The sequence below is a fragment of the Delftia sp. SD018 genome, assembly GCF_017355445.1.
In the GTDB taxonomy this organism is placed as follows: domain Bacteria; phylum Pseudomonadota; class Gammaproteobacteria; order Burkholderiales; family Burkholderiaceae_C; genus Comamonas; species Comamonas acidovorans.
The window spans coordinates 453,904-471,230 of record NZ_JADDRN010000001.1 but is presented as its reverse complement, the minus strand read 5'-3'; the positions used below and the strand labels follow the sequence as shown (position 1 = coordinate 471,230).

Genomic DNA, 17,327 nt, shown 5'->3' with positions numbered 1-17,327 from the left:
CCAGCAAGCGTGATCCTGTACGAATATCCTTTCAATGAGCGCCTGAGGACCTACCTCAGGCTGGAGCAGCTGTATCGCCGCCTGGGCGAGCTGCTGTCGCGCGCTCATTCCATCGATCACCATTTCGCGCTGGTCACCATCTTCGAGATCATGGACGTGGCAGCACGCACCGACCTGAAGACGGACGTGCTCAAGGACCTCGAACGCCACAAGAGCCTGCTCGACAGCCTGCGCGGCAACCCCGATATCGCCGAGCACATGCTCGACCAGGTCTCCCGCCATGTGGAGCAGTGCTTTGCCCAGCTCAACGCCCAGAACGGAAAGGCCGGCCAGTCCCTGACCGACAACGAATGGCTGATGGCTGTGCGCAGCCGCATCGGCATCCCTGGCGGCACCTGCGGTTTCGATTTGCCGGCCTATCATGCCTGGCAGTTCCATGACCCCCAGGTGCGCCTGCGTGATCTGGAGGACTGGGCCAGCACACTGACCCCGCTGGGTCAGTCGCTGCAGCTGCTGCTCAAGATGCTGCGCGAAACCGGCGTGCCGCAATGGGTGGCCGCAGAAAAGGGCGTGTTCCAGCAGGCCATGCCGCCCGGTCGCAGCTTTCAGCTGCTGCGCCTTCGCATAGACCCGGCATTGAATCTTGTTCCGGAAATCAGCGGCAACCGCCTGCTGGTTTCAGTGCGCCTGCTTCGCCCCGAGAGCGGCGCCAAACCCCAGCCTTGCAGCGAAGATGCCTCGTTCGAGGTCACGCTTTGCAGCTGATGAAAAAGACTGCCGGCATGTCCACGAAAGCCACGCCCTCTGTCGATGCATCATCCGCATCCGCAGGGCCCACGGTGCGCTGCCCGACCTGCAGCGGCCCCAGCCTGTTCGCGCCGGCCAACCGCTTTCGGCCCTTTTGCAGCGAGCGCTGCTACCAGATCGACCTGGGCGCCTGGGCCAACGAGGAATTCCGCGTGCCTGCGCCCATGCCTCCCGAGGATTCGCCCTTCGGCGATCCTCGTACTGAACCCTGATCAGGCCTGATCAGACTTTCGGTTGGCCTGCCTCGTAGAAGCCGGCATCAAAAGGCAGCCCGCGTTCCTCGCTGAGCCATTGCAGCACCGGATAGGCGCCAGGCAGCACCGGCTGCACCTGCAGCGGAAGTTGCTGCCAGGCCATCTGCTGGCCTTCTCGCATCTCGAACTCCCCGCTCCAACGCGTGATCTTGCACCAGTGCAGGCGCACCAGGGCATGCGGATAGTCATGCTCGGTCACCTTCCAGACGGGGGCTGCTGCGATCTCGACGCCCAGCTCTTCCTGAAGCTCGCGACGCAATGCCTGCTCCACGGTCTCGCCGGATTCGATCTTCCCACCAGGGAACTCCCAATAGCCGGCATAGGGCTTGCCCGGCGGCCGGCTGGTGATCAGCAGCGCACCATCGGACTCGCGCAGGAGCACGCCAACGGCGACTTCTGTGTGCTTGCGCTGGGCCGGCGCTTGAGACGGCGGTTGAGACTGGGCAGCATCGGCGCCGGTGTTCAGGGAGATTTCTTTTTCAGTCACTTGATCTTTCGCAAAAAACCGCCCGGCCCCAAGGCCAGGCAGCAGGCTTGTCAGAGCTCAGCCTCTTCGGCCAGCCCTTGGACATCGGCGATGCCGGTCTGGCGCTGGTTCGGGCGCTCGGCGCGGCCCGCATAGTCACGGGCGAACTGATGGGCCACACGGCCGCTGCGCGAGCCACGCTCCAGCGCCCAGACCAGGGCCTCAGGACGCGCGGCCTCGATCGTGGCCTGGTCCAGTCCCAGGGCCTCCAGCCATTGCGCCACCACGCGCAGGTACTCGTCCTGGCTGAAGGGATAGAAGCTCACCCACAGGCCGAAACGCTCGGACAGCGAGATCTTTTCCTCAATCACCTCGCCGGGATGCAGCTCGCCATCCTCGCCGCGCTGGTAGGTCAGATTCTCGGACTGGTACTCCGGCAGCAGGTGGCGGCGATTGCTGGTCGCATAGACCAGCACGTTCGGGCTGGCGGCGCTGACTGATCCATCCAGAATGGACTTCAGGGCCTTGTAGCCAGGCTCGCCTTCCTCAAAGCTCAGATCGTCGCAATAGATGATGAACTTCTCGGGCCGGCCGGCCACCACATCGACGATGTCGGGCAGGTCCGTCAGATCGGCCTTGTCCACCTCAATCAGGCGCAGCCCCTGCGCAGAAAAGGCATGCAGGCAGGCACGGATCAGCGAGGATTTGCCCGTGCCGCGCGCACCGGTGAGCAGCACGTTGTTGGCCGTGCGGCCGGTCACGAACTGCTCGGTGTTGCGCGCGATCTTGTCCTTTTGCACATCGATGTTCTGCAAGTCGGACAGTTGCATGGCGCCGACGTGGCGCACGGGCTCCAGCAGGCCGCAGCCGTTGGCGCGCTTGCGATAGCGCCAGGCGATGGCGGTATTCCAATCTGCGGGGGATTGCAGCGGCTGGGGCAGGATGGCCTCGATGCGCTGCATCAGCTGCTCGGCGCGCTGCACGAGTTGCAGCAAGGGGGCGGCGACGGCTTCTGTGGGCAATGTCATGGATGTCTCTCGAATACGGATCTCACGGCCACCGACGCTGGATATGCCCGGGAATCGAGATGGATCTCATGCCAACGCCAGAGCTTTTGCGCGCCGGCCGCCATTGAAAGCTGGCAGCAGCCAGGCACAAGGCCTGCGGCTGCCGGCGGCACGGTGGGTGGAGAGTCAGGAGCGGTAGTCGGCGTTGATGCTCACGTAGTCGTGGCTCAGATCGCAGGTCCACACGGTCTGCTCGGCCTCCCCTCGGCCCAGTAGCACGCGCACGATGATCTCCTGCTGCTTCATCACGCGCTGGCCGTCTTCCTCCTGATAGGCAGGGTTGCGGCCGCCATTGACTGCGACATGCACATCGTTCAGGTACAGGTCGATCTTGGTCTGGTCCAGATCGTCGATGCTAGCATAGCCCACCGCCGCGAGGATGCGGCCCAGGTTCGGGTCGCTGGCAAAGAACGCCGTCTTGACCAGGGGCGAATGCGCGATGGAGTAGGCCACCAGGCGGCACTCGGCCTCGGTCTTGCCACCCTCCACCTTGATGGTGATGAACTTGGTGGCACCTTCGCCATCGCGCACGATGGCCTGGGCCAGCAAACGCGACACATCCAGCAATGCAGCCTTCAGGGCCTGGCCTTCGGCGCTGGTCAGCGAAGTGATCTGCGCATTGCCGGCCTTGTGCGTGGTCACCAGCACAAAGGAATCGTTGGTCGATGTGTCGCCGTCGATGGTCACGCGGTTGAACGAGCCGTCGGCCAGCTCCTTGACCAGGGGCTGCAGCAGCTCGGGAGCGATGGCCGCATCGGTGGCCAGAAAGCCCAGCATGGTCGCCATGTTGGGGCGGATCATGCCCGCGCCCTTGCTGATGCCGGTGATGCTCACGCGCTTGCCACCAATGTCCACGGCCCGGCTGAAGGCCTTGGGCAGGGTGTCGGTGGTCATGATGCCCTCGGCAGCCGTGCCCCAGTTGTCGGCCTTGGCTGCGGCAATGGCGGCCGGCAGGCCGGCTGCAATGCGGTCCACAGGCAGTTCTTCCATGATCACGCCAGTGGAGAACGGCAGGATCTGCTCGGGCTTGAGCTGCAGCAGCGTTGCCAGATCTGAGCAGGTACGGCGCGCACGTGCCAGGCCGTCGGCGCCGGTGCCCGCATTGGCATTGCCTGTGTTGATGACCATGGCACGGATGGCGCCCGCTGTCTGAACCAGATGCTCGCGGCTGACCTGCACAGGCGCTGCGCAGAAACGGTTCTGTGTGAACACGCCAGCCACCGAAGCGCCCTCGTCGAGCAGGAACACGGACAGGTCCTTGCGGTTGGCCTTGCGCACACCGGCTTCGGTGACGCCGATGCGAACGCCGTCGATCGCCAACAGGTCGGCGTGCACGGGAGCGGAGAGATTCACAGGCATTGAGGGGCTTCCTACAGTGAAAGAAAAACGCGCTCCATTATCGGAACAAACCGGAGCGGCACGTATTTCATCGACCTTAAAAAAGAAAACGGCACGGAGTGCATCCGTGCCGTTTTCCGTGTCTTGCGGTGTCTTACGACGCCCGCCGCATCACGACAGCTTGCCGTGGCACTGCTTGTACTTCTTGCCGCTGCCGCAGGGGCAGGGATCATTGCGGCCCACGCGAGCGCCTTCGGGCAGCTCCAGTGGTTCGTCTTCGACGGAGCCGCCGATATCGCCATCCGACGGAGCGCCATAGGTCATGTGCTCCAGGCTGTGGGCGCTGCGCTGCTCCAGGGCCTCGGTGGCCTGCTCCACCTGTTCGCGCGACTGCACCTGCACGGTCATCAGCACGCGCGTGACTTCGGTCTTGACCTGGTCGATGAGCTGGCGGAACAGCTCGAAGGCCTCGCGCTTGTATTCCTGCTTGGGCTGCTTTTGCGCATAGCCGCGCAGGTGGATGCCCTGGCGCAGATAGTCGAGTGCAGACAGGTGGTCACGCCAGTTGGTGTCGAAGCTTTGCAGCAGAACGGCGCGCTGGAATTGCGTGAAGTTCTCGCGGCCGATCAGCTCGACCTTGGCATCGAACACTTCGCGGGCGGCCTGCAGCACCTTTTCGAGGATTTCCTCGTCGGTGATGGCGTGCGCGGACTGCACCTGCGACTGCAGCGGCAGCTGGATGCGCCATTCGCTTTCCAGCGCCTTTTCCAGACCGGCCAGGTCCCACTGCTCTTCCATGGACTCGGCAGGAACGTACTGGCGCACCAGATCGGACACCACGTCGTCGCGCATCACCGTGATCATCTCGTACAGGTCCGAGGCGTCGAGTATCTCGTTGCGCTGCTGGTAGATCACCTTGCGCTGGTCGTTGGACACGTCGTCGTATTCAAGCAGCTGCTTGCGGATGTCGAAGTTGCGGGCCTCGACCTTGCGCTGAGCGCCTTCGATGGAGCGGGTCACGATGCCGGCTTCGATGGCTTCGCCATCGGGCATCTTCAGGCGGTCCATGATGGCGCGCACACGGTCGCCCGCGAAGATGCGCATCAGCGCATCGTCCAGGCTCAGGTAAAAGCGCGAGGAGCCGGGATCGCCCTGGCGGCCCGAACGGCCACGCAGCTGGTTGTCGATACGGCGAGATTCATGGCGCTCGGTGGCGATGATGCGCAGGCCACCCAGGGCCGAGACCTTGTCGTGCTCGATCTTCCAGTCGGCGCGCATTTGTTCGATGCGCTGCTGGCGTTCGGCTTCGGACAGGGATTCATCGGCCTCGACAGCAGCCACCTGCTTTTCGATGTTGCCGCCCAACACGATGTCGGTGCCGCGGCCGGCCATGTTGGTGGCGATGGTGATCATGCCGGGACGGCCGGCCTGGGCCACGATGTCGGCCTCGCGCTCGTGCTGCTTGGCGTTGAGCACCTGGTGGGGCAGGTTTTCCTTGTTGAGCAGCTCGTCGATGATTTCGGAGTTCTCAATCGAAGTCGTGCCCACCAGCACGGGCTGGCCGCGCTCATGGCATTCACGGATATCGCGGATCGCCGCCTCGTACTTCTCGCGCGTGGTCTTGTAGACACGGTCGAGCTGGTCGTCGCGCTTGCTGGGACGGTTGGGCGGAATCACCATGGTCTCGAGACCATAGATTTCCTGGAATTCGTAGGCCTCGGTGTCGGCCGTGCCCGTCATGCCAGCCAGCTTGCCGTAGAGACGGAAGTAGTTCTGGAAGGTGATCGAGGCCATGGTCTGGTTCTCGGCCTGGATGGTCACGCCTTCCTTGGCCTCGACCGCCTGGTGCAGGCCATCGCTCCAGCGCCGGCCTGCCATCAGGCGGCCCGTGAACTCGTCAACGATGACGATCTCGCCGTTCTGCACCACATAGTGCTGGTCACGGTGGTAGAGGTTGTTGGCACGCAGCGCCGCGTAGAGATGGTGGACCAGGGTGATGTTGGCCGGGTCGTACAGCGAGGCGCCCTCGGCAATCATGCCGGCGTGGCCCAGCAGGCGCTCTGCAGCCTCGTAGCCCTGGTCGGTCAGGAACACCTGGTGGCTCTTCTCGTCCACGGTGAAGTCGCCGGGCTTGGTCACGCCTTCGCCGGTGCGCGGGTCGGCTTCGCCTTCCTGGCGCACCAGGTTGGGAACGATCTTGTTCATGGCCACGTACATGGCCGTGTGGTCTTCGGCCTGGCCGCTGATGATCAACGGCGTGCGGGCCTCATCGATCAGGATGGAGTCCACCTCGTCGACGATGGCGTAGTTGAGCACGCGCTGAACGCGGTCGCCCGACTCGTAGACCATGTTGTCGCGCAGGTAGTCGAAGCCGTATTCGTTGTTCGTGCCGTAGGTGATGTCGCTGTTGTAGGCGGCCTGCTTTTCCTCGCGCGGCATATTGGGCAGGTTGATGCCCACCGACAGTCCGAGGAAGTTGTACAGCTTGGCCATCCAGGTCGCATCGCGATTGGCCAGATAGTCGTTCACGGTCACCACGTGCACGCCATTGCCCGACAGTGCGTTCAGGTAGACCGGCAGCGTGGCGGTCAGCGTCTTGCCTTCGCCGGTGCGCATTTCGGCGATCTTGCCGTAGTGCAGCGCCATGCCGCCCAGCAGCTGAACGTCGAAGTGGCGCATCTTCATGACGCGCTTGGAGCCCTCGCGCACCACGGCGAAGGCTTCGGGCAGCAGGTCGTCCAGCGACTCGCCCTTGGCCACACGTTCCTTGAACTCCTGCGTCTTTGCACGCAGAGCCTCGTCGCTGAGCTTCTCGTAGTCGGGCTCCATCGCATTGATGCGAACAACCGTCTTGCGGTATTGCTTGAGAAGCCGATCGTTTCGGCTGCCGAATAGTTTGGTGAGGAAGTTGGTGGCCATGCGAAAAAGACACACCGCCGCCCGCTGAAGCGGACTGCGGTGTGCCTGGAATCCCTAGATTGTTGGATTTCAGATGGGGCCGCTCCACCTGCCTGCAAGTGCTCTTCTGAAGAACACATGCGACCGGGCCGAAGCGAGAACCGAACAATTGATTCTAACTGCCTCTGTCCAACCCTCTTTCAGGCAGGCCGACGCATGCAGCCGCACAGCCCCGAACCCGAATCCCCGGACCCGCGCCACCCCGCAGATGCTGCTATAACGACCCTCCGGGCCGGCGCATGCCAACGCTGCCAGTCCAGCCCTTCAAGCCCATGACCTTCACACGCCGCCACCACGCCGTCACCGCCCTGCACGCCGTCGAGAACTCGCCCACGCTGGCGCGGCTCGCACAGCTCACCCGGGACTCCAGCAATCGCCTGACGGCCATCCTGCCCCTGGTGCCGCCGCTGCTGCGCGCCAGCCTGCAGGCAGGCCCCATCGAGGGCAGCACCTGGTGCCTGCTGGTGCGAAACAATGCGGCCGCCGCCAAGATCCGCCAGTTGCTGCCCGCCATGGCCGCCCACCTGCGCACCAAGGGATGGGATGTGACCGAGATCCGGCTCAAAGTGCAGGCCTGATCGGCCGCTGAAACAAACGCGGCCGGAAATGAAGAAGGCAATGAAAAAAGGCCTCCGAAGGAGACCTTTTGGTGCCGGTTGTCGGATTCGAACTGACGACCTACCGCTTACAAGGCGGGTGCTCTACCAACTGAGCTAAACCGGCGAAGCACGAATTCTAGCGCAGAAAAAGACTGCTTCAGCCGTTCCCGGCGTCTGCGAACACGCTTGCGCGCGTGATCGCAGGCCCGGGATACGAAAAACCTACTTCACCAGCTTCAGCGAGGGCCGCGTGCCCGAGGGCGGCGGCGTGCGCGGGGGCTCTTCATCATCACCCTCGTTCTGGATACTCACCAATTGCACCACACGTTCGTCGGCAGCTGGCTCGGCCGGCACTTCGGCAACTGCGTCCTGCGACACGGGCTCATCGGATTCCTGCTCGACCGAAACTTCGTTGTCGTTGTCGTTGTCGGCATCCGACTCCGGCGCCGGGAAAGCCATGCCTTGGCCGGTCTCCCGTGCGTAGATGGCCATCACCTGCTCGACAGGCACCATGATTTCGCGTGGCTTGCCGCCGAAGCGGGCCGTGAAGCTGATGAAGTCATTGCCCATCTGCAGGCCGCTGGTGGCGTCGTAGCTGACGTTGAGCACGATCTCGCCGTCGCGCACAAACTCGCGCGGCACCTGCACGTTGCGGTCCACGCGCACTGCGATGTGGGGTGTGAAGCCGTTGTCGGTGCACCACTCGTACAGGGCCCGGATCAGGTAGGGGCGGGTGGAAGTTGCTTCGGGGGCAGTCATGACGATCCCAGGAAAAGAGTGGTCGTAATACGAAAACGGGCAGGATGGCGACCGGTTGACCGCCTTCCCTGCCCGCGCAATCAGTTGTCAACCGATGCGAATTACTTGCGCATCACCTTCTCGGAAGGCGTCAGCGCTTCGATGTAGGCAGGGCGCGAGAAGATGCGCTCGGCGTACTTGAGCAGCGGGGCAGCGTTCTTGGACACCTCGATGCCGTAGTAGTCCAGGCGCCACAGCAGCGGGGCAATGGCCACGTCCAGCATGGAGAAGTTCTCGCCCAACATGTACTTGTTCTTGAGGAACACGGGAGCCAGTTGCGTCAGGCGGTCGCGGATGTGGGCGCGCGCCTTTTCGATGGCCTTTTCGTTGCCCTTGACGTTGCGCTCCTCGAGCGTGCTCACGTGCACGAACAGTTCCTTCTCGAAGTTCAGCAGGAACAGGCGAACGCGGGCGCGGTCCACCGGGTCGCCGGGCATCAGTTGGGGATGCGGGAAGCGCTCGTCGATGTACTCGTTGATGATGTTCGATTCGTACAGGATCAGGTCACGCTCGACCAGGATGGGCACCTGGCCGTACGGGTTCATCACGCTGATGTCTTCAGGCTTGCTGAACAGGTCCACATCGCGGATCTCGAAGTCCATGCCTTTTTCGAACAGGACGAAACGGCAACGGTGTGAAAAGGGGCAGGTCGTTCCCGAATAAAGCACCATCATGGTGGAGGCTCCTAAAAATCAAAAAGAGTGGGTCGCTCGCGGCGCCCACTCTGCACACAGTTCAGCCGTGCAATCGCTTGCACGACCTTCTGCAGTCACGGTTTTATTTGACGTCTTTCCAGAACGCGGCGTTGAGGCGCCATGCAATGAAGATGAAGACCGCCAGGAAAAGCAGCACGCCCACGCCAATGCGGATGCGGCTGTTCTGTGCCGGCTCACCCATCCATTGCAGGTAGTTCACCAGATCGCCAACTGCCTGATCGTACTGCACTGGGCTCATGGAGCCGGGAGAGACCTGCTCCCACCCCTTGAAAACCTGGGTCTTCACGCCGTGCTCTTCGGCTTCTTCGAAGATGGCACGGCGCTCGCCCTGCAGTTGCCACAGTGCATGGGGCATGCCCACGCTGGGGAAGGCCAGGTTGTTCCAGCCTGTGGCCTTGGTGTCATCGCGGTAGAAGGTGCGCAGGAAGGTGTAGAGGTAGTCGGCGCCCGTGCCGTTGTGGCCTGCGCGCGAGCGCGCGATCACCGTCAGATCCGGCGGATTGGCTCCGAACCACTCCTTGGCTTCCTTCGGGTTGATGGCCGCCTTCATGGTCTCGCCCACCTTGTCGGTGGTGAACAGCAGGTTGTCCTTGATTTCCTGCTCGGTCAGCCCGATGTCCTGCAGACGGTTGAAGCGCATGAATGCGGCCGAGTGGCAGCTCAGGCAGTAGTTGACGAACAGCTTGGCGCCGTTTTGCAGCGATGCCGTGTCATTGGTCTTGCCCGGGGCCTTGTCCCAGGCGATGCCGCCTTCGGAAGCCTGTGCACCGGTCATGATGCCCAGGGCCGCGATCAACGTGAGAATCAGTTTCTTCATTGTTGTTCTCTCCAGCTTCAGTGCGGCTTGAACGTCACACGATCGGGAACGGGTTTGGTCTTGCCCAGGCGGCTCCACCAGGGCATCAGCAGGAAGAAGCCGAAGTAGAACAGCGTTCCGACCTGGGACACGCGCTCGCCGATGGGCGAAGGCGGCTGCACACCGAGATAGGCCAGGATCACGAAGTTGATCACGAAGATGCCGTAGAGGTACTTGTGCCAGCTCGGACGGTAGCGGATGGACTTGACCGGGCTGCAATCGAGCCAGGGCAGCGCGAACAGGATGATCACGGCGCCACCCATCACCAGCACGCCCCAGAACTTGGCGTCGATGGACAGCATCATGGCGATGACGCCCAGGGCCACGATGGCGACCACGCCCTTGACGGCGGCCGGCAGGCGCGACTTGAGCACGCCAAAGCCCGCACCCAGCAACACGCAGGCGATCAGCACATACATCATCTCGCTGGTGATGGCACGCAGCATCGAGTAGAACGGCGTGAAGTACCAGACCGGCGCAATGTGCGAAGGCGTCTTCAGCGGATCGGCCGGGATGAAGTTGTTGTACTCCAGGAAGTAGCCGCCGAACTCGGGCGCGAAGAACACAACGGCCGAGAACAGGAACAGGAACACCGTCACGCCGAAGATGTCGTGCACCGTGTAGTAGGGATGGAAGGGAATGCCGTCCAGCGGATGGCCCTTGGCGTCCTTGGGCGCGTTGGGGCCCTTGATCTCGATGCCGTCCGGATTGTTGGAGCCCACGTCGTGCAGCGCCAGCAAGTGAGCCACGACCAGGCCCAGCAGCACCAGGGGCACGGCGATCACGTGGAAGCTGAAGAAGCGGTTGAGCGTGGCATCGCCCACCACGTAGTCACCACGGATCAGCAGCGCCAGGTCAGGGCCGATGAAGGGGATCGCCGAGAACAGGTTCACGATCACTTGGGCGCCCCAGTACGACATCTGGCCCCAGGGCAGCAGGTAGCCCATGAAGGCCTCGGCCATCAGCACCAGGAAGATGGCGCAGCCGAAGATCCAGACCAGTTCACGCGGCTTGCGGTACGAACCGTACAGAAGGCCGCGGAACATGTGCAGATAGACCACGACGAAGAAGGCCGACGCGCCCGTGGAGTGCATGTAGCGGATCAGCCAGCCCCAGGGCACATCGCGCATGATGTACTCGACCGAGGCGAACGCCTTCTCGGCGTCCGGCTTGTAGTGCATCACCAGGAAGATGCCGGTGACGATCTGGATCACCAGCACCAGCAGTGCCAGCGAGCCGAAGATGTACCAGAAGTTGAAGTTCTTCGGAGCGTAGTACTCCGACATGTGCACACGGTAGGCGTCGAAAGCCGTTGGAAAACGGTTCTCGAACCAGTTCGTGAGCTTGGCGCCTGCGGGCGCGTTCGGATCGATGTCCTTGAATTCGTGGGCCATTGTTCTTGTCTCCCTCAAGCCTTGTCTTCACCGATGAGGAGCTTGGTCTCCGACAGGTACATGTGCGGTGGCACCTGCAGGTTGTCGGGGGCCGGCTTGTTCTTGAAGACACGGCCAGCCATGTCAAAGGTCGAGCCATGGCAGGGGCACAGGAAGCCGCCCTTCCAGTCATTGGGCAGCGAAGGCTGCGCGCCGGTCTGGAACTTGTCGGAAGGCGAGCAGCCCAGGTGCGTGCAGATGCCGACGACGACCAGCACTTCGGGCTTGATCGAGCGGGCTTCATTCATCGCGTAGGGCGGCGTGAACTCTTCAGGGTGGCGCTTGGACTGGGGATCGGCCAGCTGGCTGTCCAGCTCGGGCAGTTCCTTGATCTGTTCCGGCGTGCGCTTGATGATCCAGACTGGCTTGCCGCGCCACTCGACCGTGAGCTTCTCGCCGTCCTTGAGTGCGGAGATATCGACCTCCACTGCAGCCCCTGCGGCCTTGGCCTTCTCGGATGGCTGGAAGGTGCTCACGAACGGGACGGCTGTCGCCACGCCGCCCACCGCGCCAGCACACGCCGACGTGATGATCCACGTCCGCTTGCTGGAGTCGATTGGAGTGTCACTCATGGGGTTCCTCGAACTACGTCGCTTGAGTTGGGGTCAACAATAAATTGTAGCGGGGCGAGTATGGTTATTCCATACCGACTCCGACATTGACAGGCTCCAAAGCCGCGCAATACTGCGCTATCTCAAACTCTTTCCAGATGGAGCCAGCCATGGGCATGATGCAGGAATTTCGTGAGTTCGCAGTTAAGGGAAACGTGGTAGATCTCGCCGTGGGCGTCATCATCGGCGGAGCGTTTGGCAAAATCGTCGATTCCGTGGTAAACGACCTGATCATGCCGGTCGTTGGCCTGGTTTTCGGCAAGCTGGACTTCTCCAATCTGTTCGTCGTGCTGGGCAGCGTGCCCCCCGGAACAGCGATGACGCTCGATGCCCTCAAGAAGGCCGGTGTCCCCGTATTTGCCTATGGGAACTTCATCACGGTGGCGGTGAATTTCATCATCCTGGCCTTCATCATTTTCATGATGGTCAAGCAGATCAACCGCCTGCGCCGCGAGGCCCCGGCCGCCCCCGCGCCGGCTCCCGTCACACCTGAAGACATCGTGCTGCTGCGCGAGATTCGCGACAGCCTCAAGCGCTGAAATTCGTGTTTTGACGCAAATCAAAACGCCCGTGGCATGGTTGCCACGGGCGTTTTCCATTACTGCAGATTCCCGATGCTTGGGCTAGCCATTCAAGCCGCCAATTTGCGCGCCATTCGCACGGACTCAATCAGGCTGCTCGCCTCTGCAAGGCCCTGCCCTGCAATATCAAAAGCCGTGCCGTGGTCCGGACTGGTGCGCACCAGCGGCAGCCCCAATGTGACATTCACGCCCTTTTCCACGCCCAGGTACTTCACGGGAATCAGTCCCTGGTCGTGGTACATGGCCAGCACCACGTCGAACTCACCGGGGTGGCCGGGCGCATTGCGGGCGCGCATGAACACCGTATCGGGCGCAAAAGGTCCATGGGCGTCCAGGCCCTCGGCGCGCGCCTGGGCGATGGCCGGGGCAATGATCTCCACCTCCTCGCTGCCGAACAGGCCGCCCTCGCCCGCATGCGGGTTCAGCCCTGCCACACCGATCCGCGGCGGGCGGCCCAGGCTGCGCGACAAGGCCTCATGCGTGATGCGCAAGGTCTGCAGCAGGTTGTCCTTCGTTACCGCATCGATTGCCTTGCGCAGCGAGGTATGGATGCTGACCAGCACCGTGCGCAGCTCATCGTTGGCCAGCATCATGCGCACCGGCATGCGGTCAAGGCCCACACCCGCATGCTGCGCAGCCTCGACCTGCAGCAGCTCGGTATGACCAGGAAAGTCCACGCCCGCAGCATGCAGCGCCTCCTTGTGCAGGGGCGCCGTCACAAGAGCCGCGATTTCGCCGCGCAAGGCAGCCCGCGCGGCCCAGACCACGCAACGCGCAGCCGCGTCACCGGCGCTGGCACTCACCTGGCCCCAGGGCGCAGGACCGGGCAGCCCGGGCAGCTCCAGCAAAGGGATGCAATGAGGCGGCACCTGCCACAGTTGCTCAGCCGACTCGATGACGGCTACGGGCATGGGAATGGCGTTGTCGCCATCGCGCGCACGCGCCGCCACGGCGGCTGCCCGGCGCAGCGTCTGCAACTCGCCGACGACGAAGCAGCCGCGCATCTGCTCGGGCGCGTCCATGAACGCCTTGGCGATGGTCTCGGGCCCCACCCCGGCAGAGTCGCCCTGGGTGATGGCCATCAAGGTCGTGGACTGTGTGGAATCAGGCATTTTCAGTATCCGGATCAAGCAAGCCGGTCATTCGCGCCGCGCTTGCAGCAAAAGGCCTCGCCCCCTGGGCGGGCCAATAGTGGGCCACTAACAGGCCAGCATCAGGCCGGATTGTCGATCTCGATGAAACGGTGCTCCAGCCCCAGCTCCAATGCCACCTGCCCTGCCAGGGCCGGCGCACCATAGCGCTCCGTGGCATGGTGGCCTGCCGCCAGAAAGGCCACGCCCGTTTCCCGGGCCAGGTGCGCCTGCGGCTCGGAAATCTCGCCCGTGATGAAGGCATCCGCCCCAGCGGCAATCGCGGCCTCGAAGAAACCTTGCGCGCCGCCCGTGCACCATGCAATGCGGCGAATGGGGTGAATGGGGCGCTCTCCCCCCACGCAGACAGGAGTGCGCCCCAGCGCCTGCTCCACATGCCTGCCCAGCGCCGCCGCGTCGGCAAACTCCGCCGCGGCCATCCAGCCCAGGTTCTGCTCGCCAAACGTTGCCTGGCCCTCAAGCCCCAGCTGCACACCCAGCTGCGCGTTGTTGCCCCATTGCGGATGGGCATCCAGCGGCAGGTGGTAGGCAAAGAGATTGATGTCGTGGGCCAGCAGCAGGCGGATGCGCTCCTTGAGCCAGCCCGTGATGCGGCCATCCATGCCGCGCCAGAACAGGCCGTGGTGCACGAAGATGGCATCGGCCTGCGCCTCGATGGCCGCCTCGATCAGCGCGCGGCTGGCCGTCACCCCGCTGACGATGCGACGGATCTCGCCGCGCCCCTCCACCTGCAGGCCGTTGGGACCGTAGTCCTTGAAGCGCTCGGGCTGCAGCAAACCGTCGAAGTGGGCCAGGAGTTCTTGTCGCGTGGTGCTCATGAAAGGATTGTCAGCGATCCATGCGGCGCCCAAGAAAAAGGGCAGCCATGCTGCCCTTCATTCCACTGCCCAGCTCAGCCGCGCTTGGGTTGCCAACCACGGCAGGCCAGGGGCCAGAAGCCGATGGCCGCGCCCAGGATGCCCATGGCCGCCACATAGTGCGCAGGCGCCATCACATCCACCTGCTGCCACACGGACACCAGCATGGGCGTCATGCCGCCGAACACCGCATAGGCCATGTTGTAGGCAAAAGACAGGCCTGTGAAACGCACCTCGGCCGGGAAGGCGCGCACGCCCACCACCGGCAGCAGCGCAATGCTGCCCACGAAAAAGCCCACCAGCGCATAGCTCCACACCAGCGAAGACGCCGTGCCCGGCAGGTTCAGATAGAACACATAGGCCGTCACCGTCATGCCCAGCCAGCCCGTGACCATGGCCACACGCGTGCCCATCTTGTCGGACAGCCAGCCCCAGAACACGCAGCCCAGCGTCAGCGTCACCGTGGCCACGGCGTTGGCCTTCATGGCCAGGGCCGCGTCGATGTGGAAGACCTTCTGCAGATAGGCAGGCGTGAACAGCACCACCACCACGATGGCCGTGGACAGCACCCAGGTCATCAGCGCCACCAGCACGCAGGCCTGGCGGTGGTCGCGCACGATGGTCTTGAGCGGTAGTTCGCGGTCGGCCTGCTTGCGAGCCATCAGCTCCTGGAAGATGGGGGTCTCATGCAGGAACTTGCGCAGGTAGACCGACACCAGGCCGAACACGCCGCCCAGGATGAAGGGCATGCGCCAGGCCCAGTCGTGGATCTCTTCGGCGCTGTAGGTGCTGTTGAGCCAGACGCCGATGATGGAGCCCAGGAAAATGCCGCCCGTGATGCCCGAAGTCAGCGAGCCGATGGCAAAGCCATAGTGGCGCGCCGGCGCATGCTCGGCCACGAAGACCCAGGCGCCCGGCATCTCGCCACCAATGGCCGCGCCCTGCAGCACGCGCATGGCCAGCAGCAAAATCGGCGCGGCAATGCCGATGGATGCATAGGTGGGAAGCAGGCCGATCACCAGCGTGGGCACGGCCATCAGGAAGATGGACAGCGTGAACATCTTCTTGCGGCCCAGGATGTCGCCAAAGTGTGCAATCAGAATGCCGCCGATGGGCCGGGCCAGGTAGCCCGCGGCAAAAATGCCCAGCGTCTGCAGCTGGCGCAGCCAGTCCGGCATCTCGGCCGGGAAGAACAGCTTGCCGATGACATTGGCGAAGAAAACGAAAACGACGAAGTCGTAGAACTCCAGGGTGCCGCCCAGGGCCGACAGGCCCAGGGTCTTGTAGTCCTGTCGGTTGAGAGGACGTGCGGTCGCAACAGCAGGGGCCATGCCCGGCTGCGCTTGGTCAAGCGTAGTCATGGTTTTTTTCCAGGGATCGAACAGCAGGACGGCGCGGTGGATACCACGGCAACGGATGAGCGTGCAGCGGCAGATCGTTCTGCAAGACTTCGGGATCGGAGGACTTGGCTCTCTCTTGGGGCCGGCTTGTGGGCCGGCGCAACAGCGAACGCGGCGTGGCGCAGTCGTCGGGGGATTCTAGGGTTTGTACTGTAGCTGTGTGGGGAGCGCGGCTTTGGGGGCCGGTGTGTCGGTGCTAGCCCTTACACGACATGCCTCACAATGAGGCCTTGTACTCCCGCACAGAACACCACACTTCATGAAACGCACCTGGCTGCTGTTTTCGCAGGTGGTCACCATCCTGGTGGCTGCCTACTTTGTCGTCGCCACCCTGCAGCCGGACTGGCTGCGCCGTGGAGCCGTGCGCAGCAATGCCGGCATTGCGTTGCTGGAGGCGCCGGCCACGCCCGTCGGAGAAGTCAGCCCCGGCAGCTTTGCTCCTGCCGCCAAGAAGGCAGCGCCGGCCGTGGTGAGCATCAACACCAGCAAGGCGGTGCGCCATCCGCGCAGCAACGATCCGTGGTTTCAGTTCTTCTTCGGCGACCAGGGCACGCAGGAGCAGGCAGGCCTGGGCAGCGGCGTGATCATCAGCACCGACGGCTACATCCTGACCAACAACCACGTGGTCGAGGGTGCGGACGACATCGAGGTCACGCTGACAGACAGCCGCCAGGCCAAGGCCCAGGTGATCGGCACCGATCCCGAGACCGATCTGGCCGTGCTCAAGATCGCCCTGGACAAGCTGCCCGTCATCGTTCTGGGCAATTCCGACCAGATCGACGTAGGCGACCGCGTGCTGGCCATCGGCAACCCCTTCGGCGTGGGCCAGACGGTGACCAGCGGCATCGTCAGCGCACTGGGCCGCAGTCAGCTGGGCATCAACACCTTCGAGAACTTCATCCAGACCGATGCCGCCATCAACCCCGGCAATTCGGGCGGCGCACTGGTGGACGCCAGCGGCAATCTGCTGGGCATCAATACCGCCATCTATTCACGCTCGGGTGGCAGCATGGGCATTGGCTTTGCGATTCCCGTATCCACGGCCAAGCTGGTGCTGGACGGCATCGTCAAGGACGGCCGCGTGGTGCGCGGCTGGATCGGCGTGGAACCCAATGAACTGTCGCCAGAGTTGGCAGAGACCTTTGGCGTGAAGGCCGACTCCGGCGTGATCATCACCGGCGTGCTGCAGGCAGGCCCCGCTGCCCAGGCCGGCATGCGCCCGGGCGATGTGATCGTGCAAGTGGGCGACAAGCCCATCCGCAATGTGTCCGAGCTGCTGACCGCGGTGGCCGCGCTCAAACCCGGCGAGGCCGCGAAATTCGATGTGCGCCGGGGCGAAGGCCCAGTGGAACTGCAGATCACCCCGGGCCTGCGCCCAGCGCAGTCGGCACAACGCATGCAGCGCCGCTGACCCGGCTCACGAACCCATGAAAAA

The 17,327-nt window shown here is 63.5% G+C and carries 17 protein-coding genes and 1 tRNA gene; 5 read left to right on the top strand and 13 right to left on the bottom strand.

Annotated features, from left to right (window positions below; genetic code table 11):
• The first annotated feature begins 9 nt into the window (after positions 1-9).
• Together zapD and INR38_RS02130 are read left to right on the top strand one after the other, a co-directional pair.
• Positions 10-765 (top strand): cell division protein ZapD, encoded by a 756-nt coding sequence (gene zapD / locus INR38_RS02135; RefSeq protein WP_012207290.1) that lies wholly within the window; start codon positions 10-12, stop codon positions 763-765.
• Positions 766-782: 17 nt separating this feature from the next.
• Positions 783-1,019, top strand: a complete 237-nt coding sequence (locus INR38_RS02130; protein ID WP_123691054.1) for a DNA gyrase inhibitor YacG — start codon at positions 783-785, stop codon at positions 1,017-1,019.
• 10 nt (positions 1,020-1,029) lie between these two features.
• Here INR38_RS02130 and INR38_RS02125 read toward each other — a convergent pair whose 3' ends face one another.
• The 4 genes from INR38_RS02125 to secA all read right to left on the bottom strand — a co-directional run bounded on the left by INR38_RS02125 (position 1,030) and on the right by secA (position 6,851).
• Positions 1,030-1,548, bottom strand: a complete 519-nt coding sequence (locus tag INR38_RS02125) for an NUDIX domain-containing protein (protein ID WP_065345741.1) — start codon at positions 1,546-1,548, stop codon at positions 1,030-1,032.
• A 50-nt stretch (positions 1,549-1,598) separates the two neighbouring features.
• Positions 1,599-2,555: an ATP-binding protein gene (locus INR38_RS02120; RefSeq protein ID WP_123690462.1), complete on the bottom strand. Its 957-nt coding sequence runs from the start codon at positions 2,553-2,555 to the stop codon at positions 1,599-1,601.
• 165 nt (positions 2,556-2,720) lie between these two features.
• A complete protein-coding gene (gene argJ / locus INR38_RS02115) occupies positions 2,721-3,953 on the bottom strand; it encodes a bifunctional glutamate N-acetyltransferase/amino-acid acetyltransferase ArgJ (RefSeq protein ID WP_123690460.1) in 1,233 nt (410 codons plus the stop codon).
• Between the two features lie 150 nt (positions 3,954-4,103).
• Positions 4,104-6,851 carry a preprotein translocase subunit SecA gene (gene secA, locus INR38_RS02110; protein WP_013800813.1) on the bottom strand — a complete coding sequence of 916 codons (2,748 nt, stop codon included), beginning with the start codon at positions 6,849-6,851 and terminating at the stop codon, positions 4,104-4,106.
• A gap of 311 nt (positions 6,852-7,162) precedes the next feature.
• Here secA and INR38_RS02105 point away from each other — a divergent pair, with 311 nt between their 5' ends.
• Positions 7,163-7,468 carry a hypothetical protein gene (locus INR38_RS02105; RefSeq protein ID WP_034396930.1) on the top strand — a complete coding sequence of 102 codons (306 nt, stop codon included), beginning with the start codon at positions 7,163-7,165 and terminating at the stop codon, positions 7,466-7,468.
• A 69-nt stretch (positions 7,469-7,537) separates the two neighbouring features.
• Here the strand turns inward: INR38_RS02105 and INR38_RS02100 are convergent.
• The 6 genes from INR38_RS02100 to petA form a co-directional block, all read right to left on the bottom strand.
• A tRNA-Thr gene (locus INR38_RS02100) sits at positions 7,538-7,613 on the bottom strand.
• A 98-nt stretch (positions 7,614-7,711) separates the two neighbouring features.
• Positions 7,712-8,248: a ClpXP protease specificity-enhancing factor gene (locus INR38_RS02095; protein WP_207441767.1), complete on the bottom strand. Its 537-nt coding sequence runs from the start codon at positions 8,246-8,248 to the stop codon at positions 7,712-7,714.
• 101 nt (positions 8,249-8,349) lie between these two features.
• Positions 8,350-8,961, bottom strand: coding sequence for a glutathione S-transferase N-terminal domain-containing protein (locus INR38_RS02090; protein WP_012207298.1), 612 nt, complete (start codon positions 8,959-8,961; stop codon positions 8,350-8,352).
• Between the two features lie 103 nt (positions 8,962-9,064).
• Positions 9,065-9,820 (bottom strand): cytochrome c1, encoded by a 756-nt coding sequence (locus INR38_RS02085; RefSeq protein WP_012207299.1) that lies wholly within the window; start codon positions 9,818-9,820, stop codon positions 9,065-9,067.
• 17 nt (positions 9,821-9,837) lie between these two features.
• Complete coding sequence (locus tag INR38_RS02080; RefSeq protein ID WP_013800811.1) at positions 9,838-11,253, bottom strand: cytochrome bc complex cytochrome b subunit; 1,416 nt, start codon at positions 11,251-11,253, stop codon at positions 9,838-9,840.
• A 14-nt stretch (positions 11,254-11,267) separates the two neighbouring features.
• Complete coding sequence (petA, locus tag INR38_RS02075; protein ID WP_097201459.1) at positions 11,268-11,864, bottom strand: ubiquinol-cytochrome c reductase iron-sulfur subunit; 597 nt, start codon at positions 11,862-11,864, stop codon at positions 11,268-11,270.
• Positions 11,865-12,013: 149 nt separating this feature from the next.
• Between petA and mscL the strand changes: the two genes are divergently transcribed.
• The gene (gene mscL, locus INR38_RS02070; protein ID WP_012207302.1) at positions 12,014-12,442 is read left to right on the top strand and encodes a large conductance mechanosensitive channel protein MscL; all 429 of its coding nucleotides are present in this window, start codon (positions 12,014-12,016) and stop codon (positions 12,440-12,442) included.
• A gap of 92 nt (positions 12,443-12,534) precedes the next feature.
• On the opposite strand, the gene pdxA is transcribed toward mscL, so the two are convergent.
• The 3 genes from pdxA to INR38_RS02055 form a co-directional block, all read right to left on the bottom strand.
• On the bottom strand, positions 12,535-13,596 hold the full coding sequence (gene pdxA, locus INR38_RS02065) for a 4-hydroxythreonine-4-phosphate dehydrogenase PdxA (protein ID WP_207441763.1): 1,062 nt from the start codon (positions 13,594-13,596) through the stop codon (positions 12,535-12,537).
• 101 nt (positions 13,597-13,697) lie between these two features.
• A complete protein-coding gene (locus INR38_RS02060) occupies positions 13,698-14,453 on the bottom strand; it encodes a Nif3-like dinuclear metal center hexameric protein (RefSeq protein WP_065345736.1) in 756 nt (251 codons plus the stop codon).
• 74 nt (positions 14,454-14,527) lie between these two features.
• The gene (locus tag INR38_RS02055) at positions 14,528-15,853 is read right to left on the bottom strand and encodes an MFS transporter (RefSeq protein WP_097201457.1); all 1,326 of its coding nucleotides are present in this window, start codon (positions 15,851-15,853) and stop codon (positions 14,528-14,530) included.
• Between the two features lie 298 nt (positions 15,854-16,151).
• On the opposite strand from INR38_RS02055, the gene INR38_RS02050 reads away from it, so the two are divergent.
• Complete coding sequence (locus tag INR38_RS02050; RefSeq protein WP_013800805.1) at positions 16,152-17,303, top strand: Do family serine endopeptidase; 1,152 nt, start codon at positions 16,152-16,154, stop codon at positions 17,301-17,303.
• The last annotated feature ends 24 nt before the right edge of the window (positions 17,304-17,327 follow it).

Coding starts and splice junctions, on each gene's coding strand:
- INR38_RS02130 (WP_123691054.1), top strand. CDS start 783: ATGTCCACGAAAGCCACGCCCTCTGTCGATGCATCATCCGCATCCGCA.
- INR38_RS02120 (WP_123690462.1), bottom strand. CDS start 2,555: ATGACATTGCCCACAGAAGCCGTCGCCGCCCCCTTGCTGCAACTCGTG.
- argJ (WP_123690460.1), bottom strand. CDS start 3,953: ATGCCTGTGAATCTCTCCGCTCCCGTGCACGCCGACCTGTTGGCGATC.
- secA (WP_013800813.1), bottom strand. CDS start 6,851: ATGGCCACCAACTTCCTCACCAAACTATTCGGCAGCCGAAACGATCGG.
- INR38_RS02105 (WP_034396930.1), top strand. CDS start 7,163: ATGACCTTCACACGCCGCCACCACGCCGTCACCGCCCTGCACGCCGTC.
- INR38_RS02095 (WP_207441767.1), bottom strand. CDS start 8,248: ATGACTGCCCCCGAAGCAACTTCCACCCGCCCCTACCTGATCCGGGCC.
- INR38_RS02090 (WP_012207298.1), bottom strand. CDS start 8,961: ATGATGGTGCTTTATTCGGGAACGACCTGCCCCTTTTCACACCGTTGC.
- INR38_RS02085 (WP_012207299.1), bottom strand. CDS start 9,820: ATGAAGAAACTGATTCTCACGTTGATCGCGGCCCTGGGCATCATGACC.
- INR38_RS02080 (WP_013800811.1), bottom strand. CDS start 11,253: ATGGCCCACGAATTCAAGGACATCGATCCGAACGCGCCCGCAGGCGCC.
- petA (WP_097201459.1), bottom strand. CDS start 11,864: ATGAGTGACACTCCAATCGACTCCAGCAAGCGGACGTGGATCATCACG.
- mscL (WP_012207302.1), top strand. CDS start 12,014: ATGGGCATGATGCAGGAATTTCGTGAGTTCGCAGTTAAGGGAAACGTG.
- pdxA (WP_207441763.1), bottom strand. CDS start 13,596: ATGCCTGATTCCACACAGTCCACGACCTTGATGGCCATCACCCAGGGC.
- INR38_RS02060 (WP_065345736.1), bottom strand. CDS start 14,453: ATGAGCACCACGCGACAAGAACTCCTGGCCCACTTCGACGGTTTGCTG.
- INR38_RS02055 (WP_097201457.1), bottom strand. CDS start 15,853: ATGACTACGCTTGACCAAGCGCAGCCGGGCATGGCCCCTGCTGTTGCG.
- INR38_RS02050 (WP_013800805.1), top strand. CDS start 16,152: ATGAAACGCACCTGGCTGCTGTTTTCGCAGGTGGTCACCATCCTGGTG.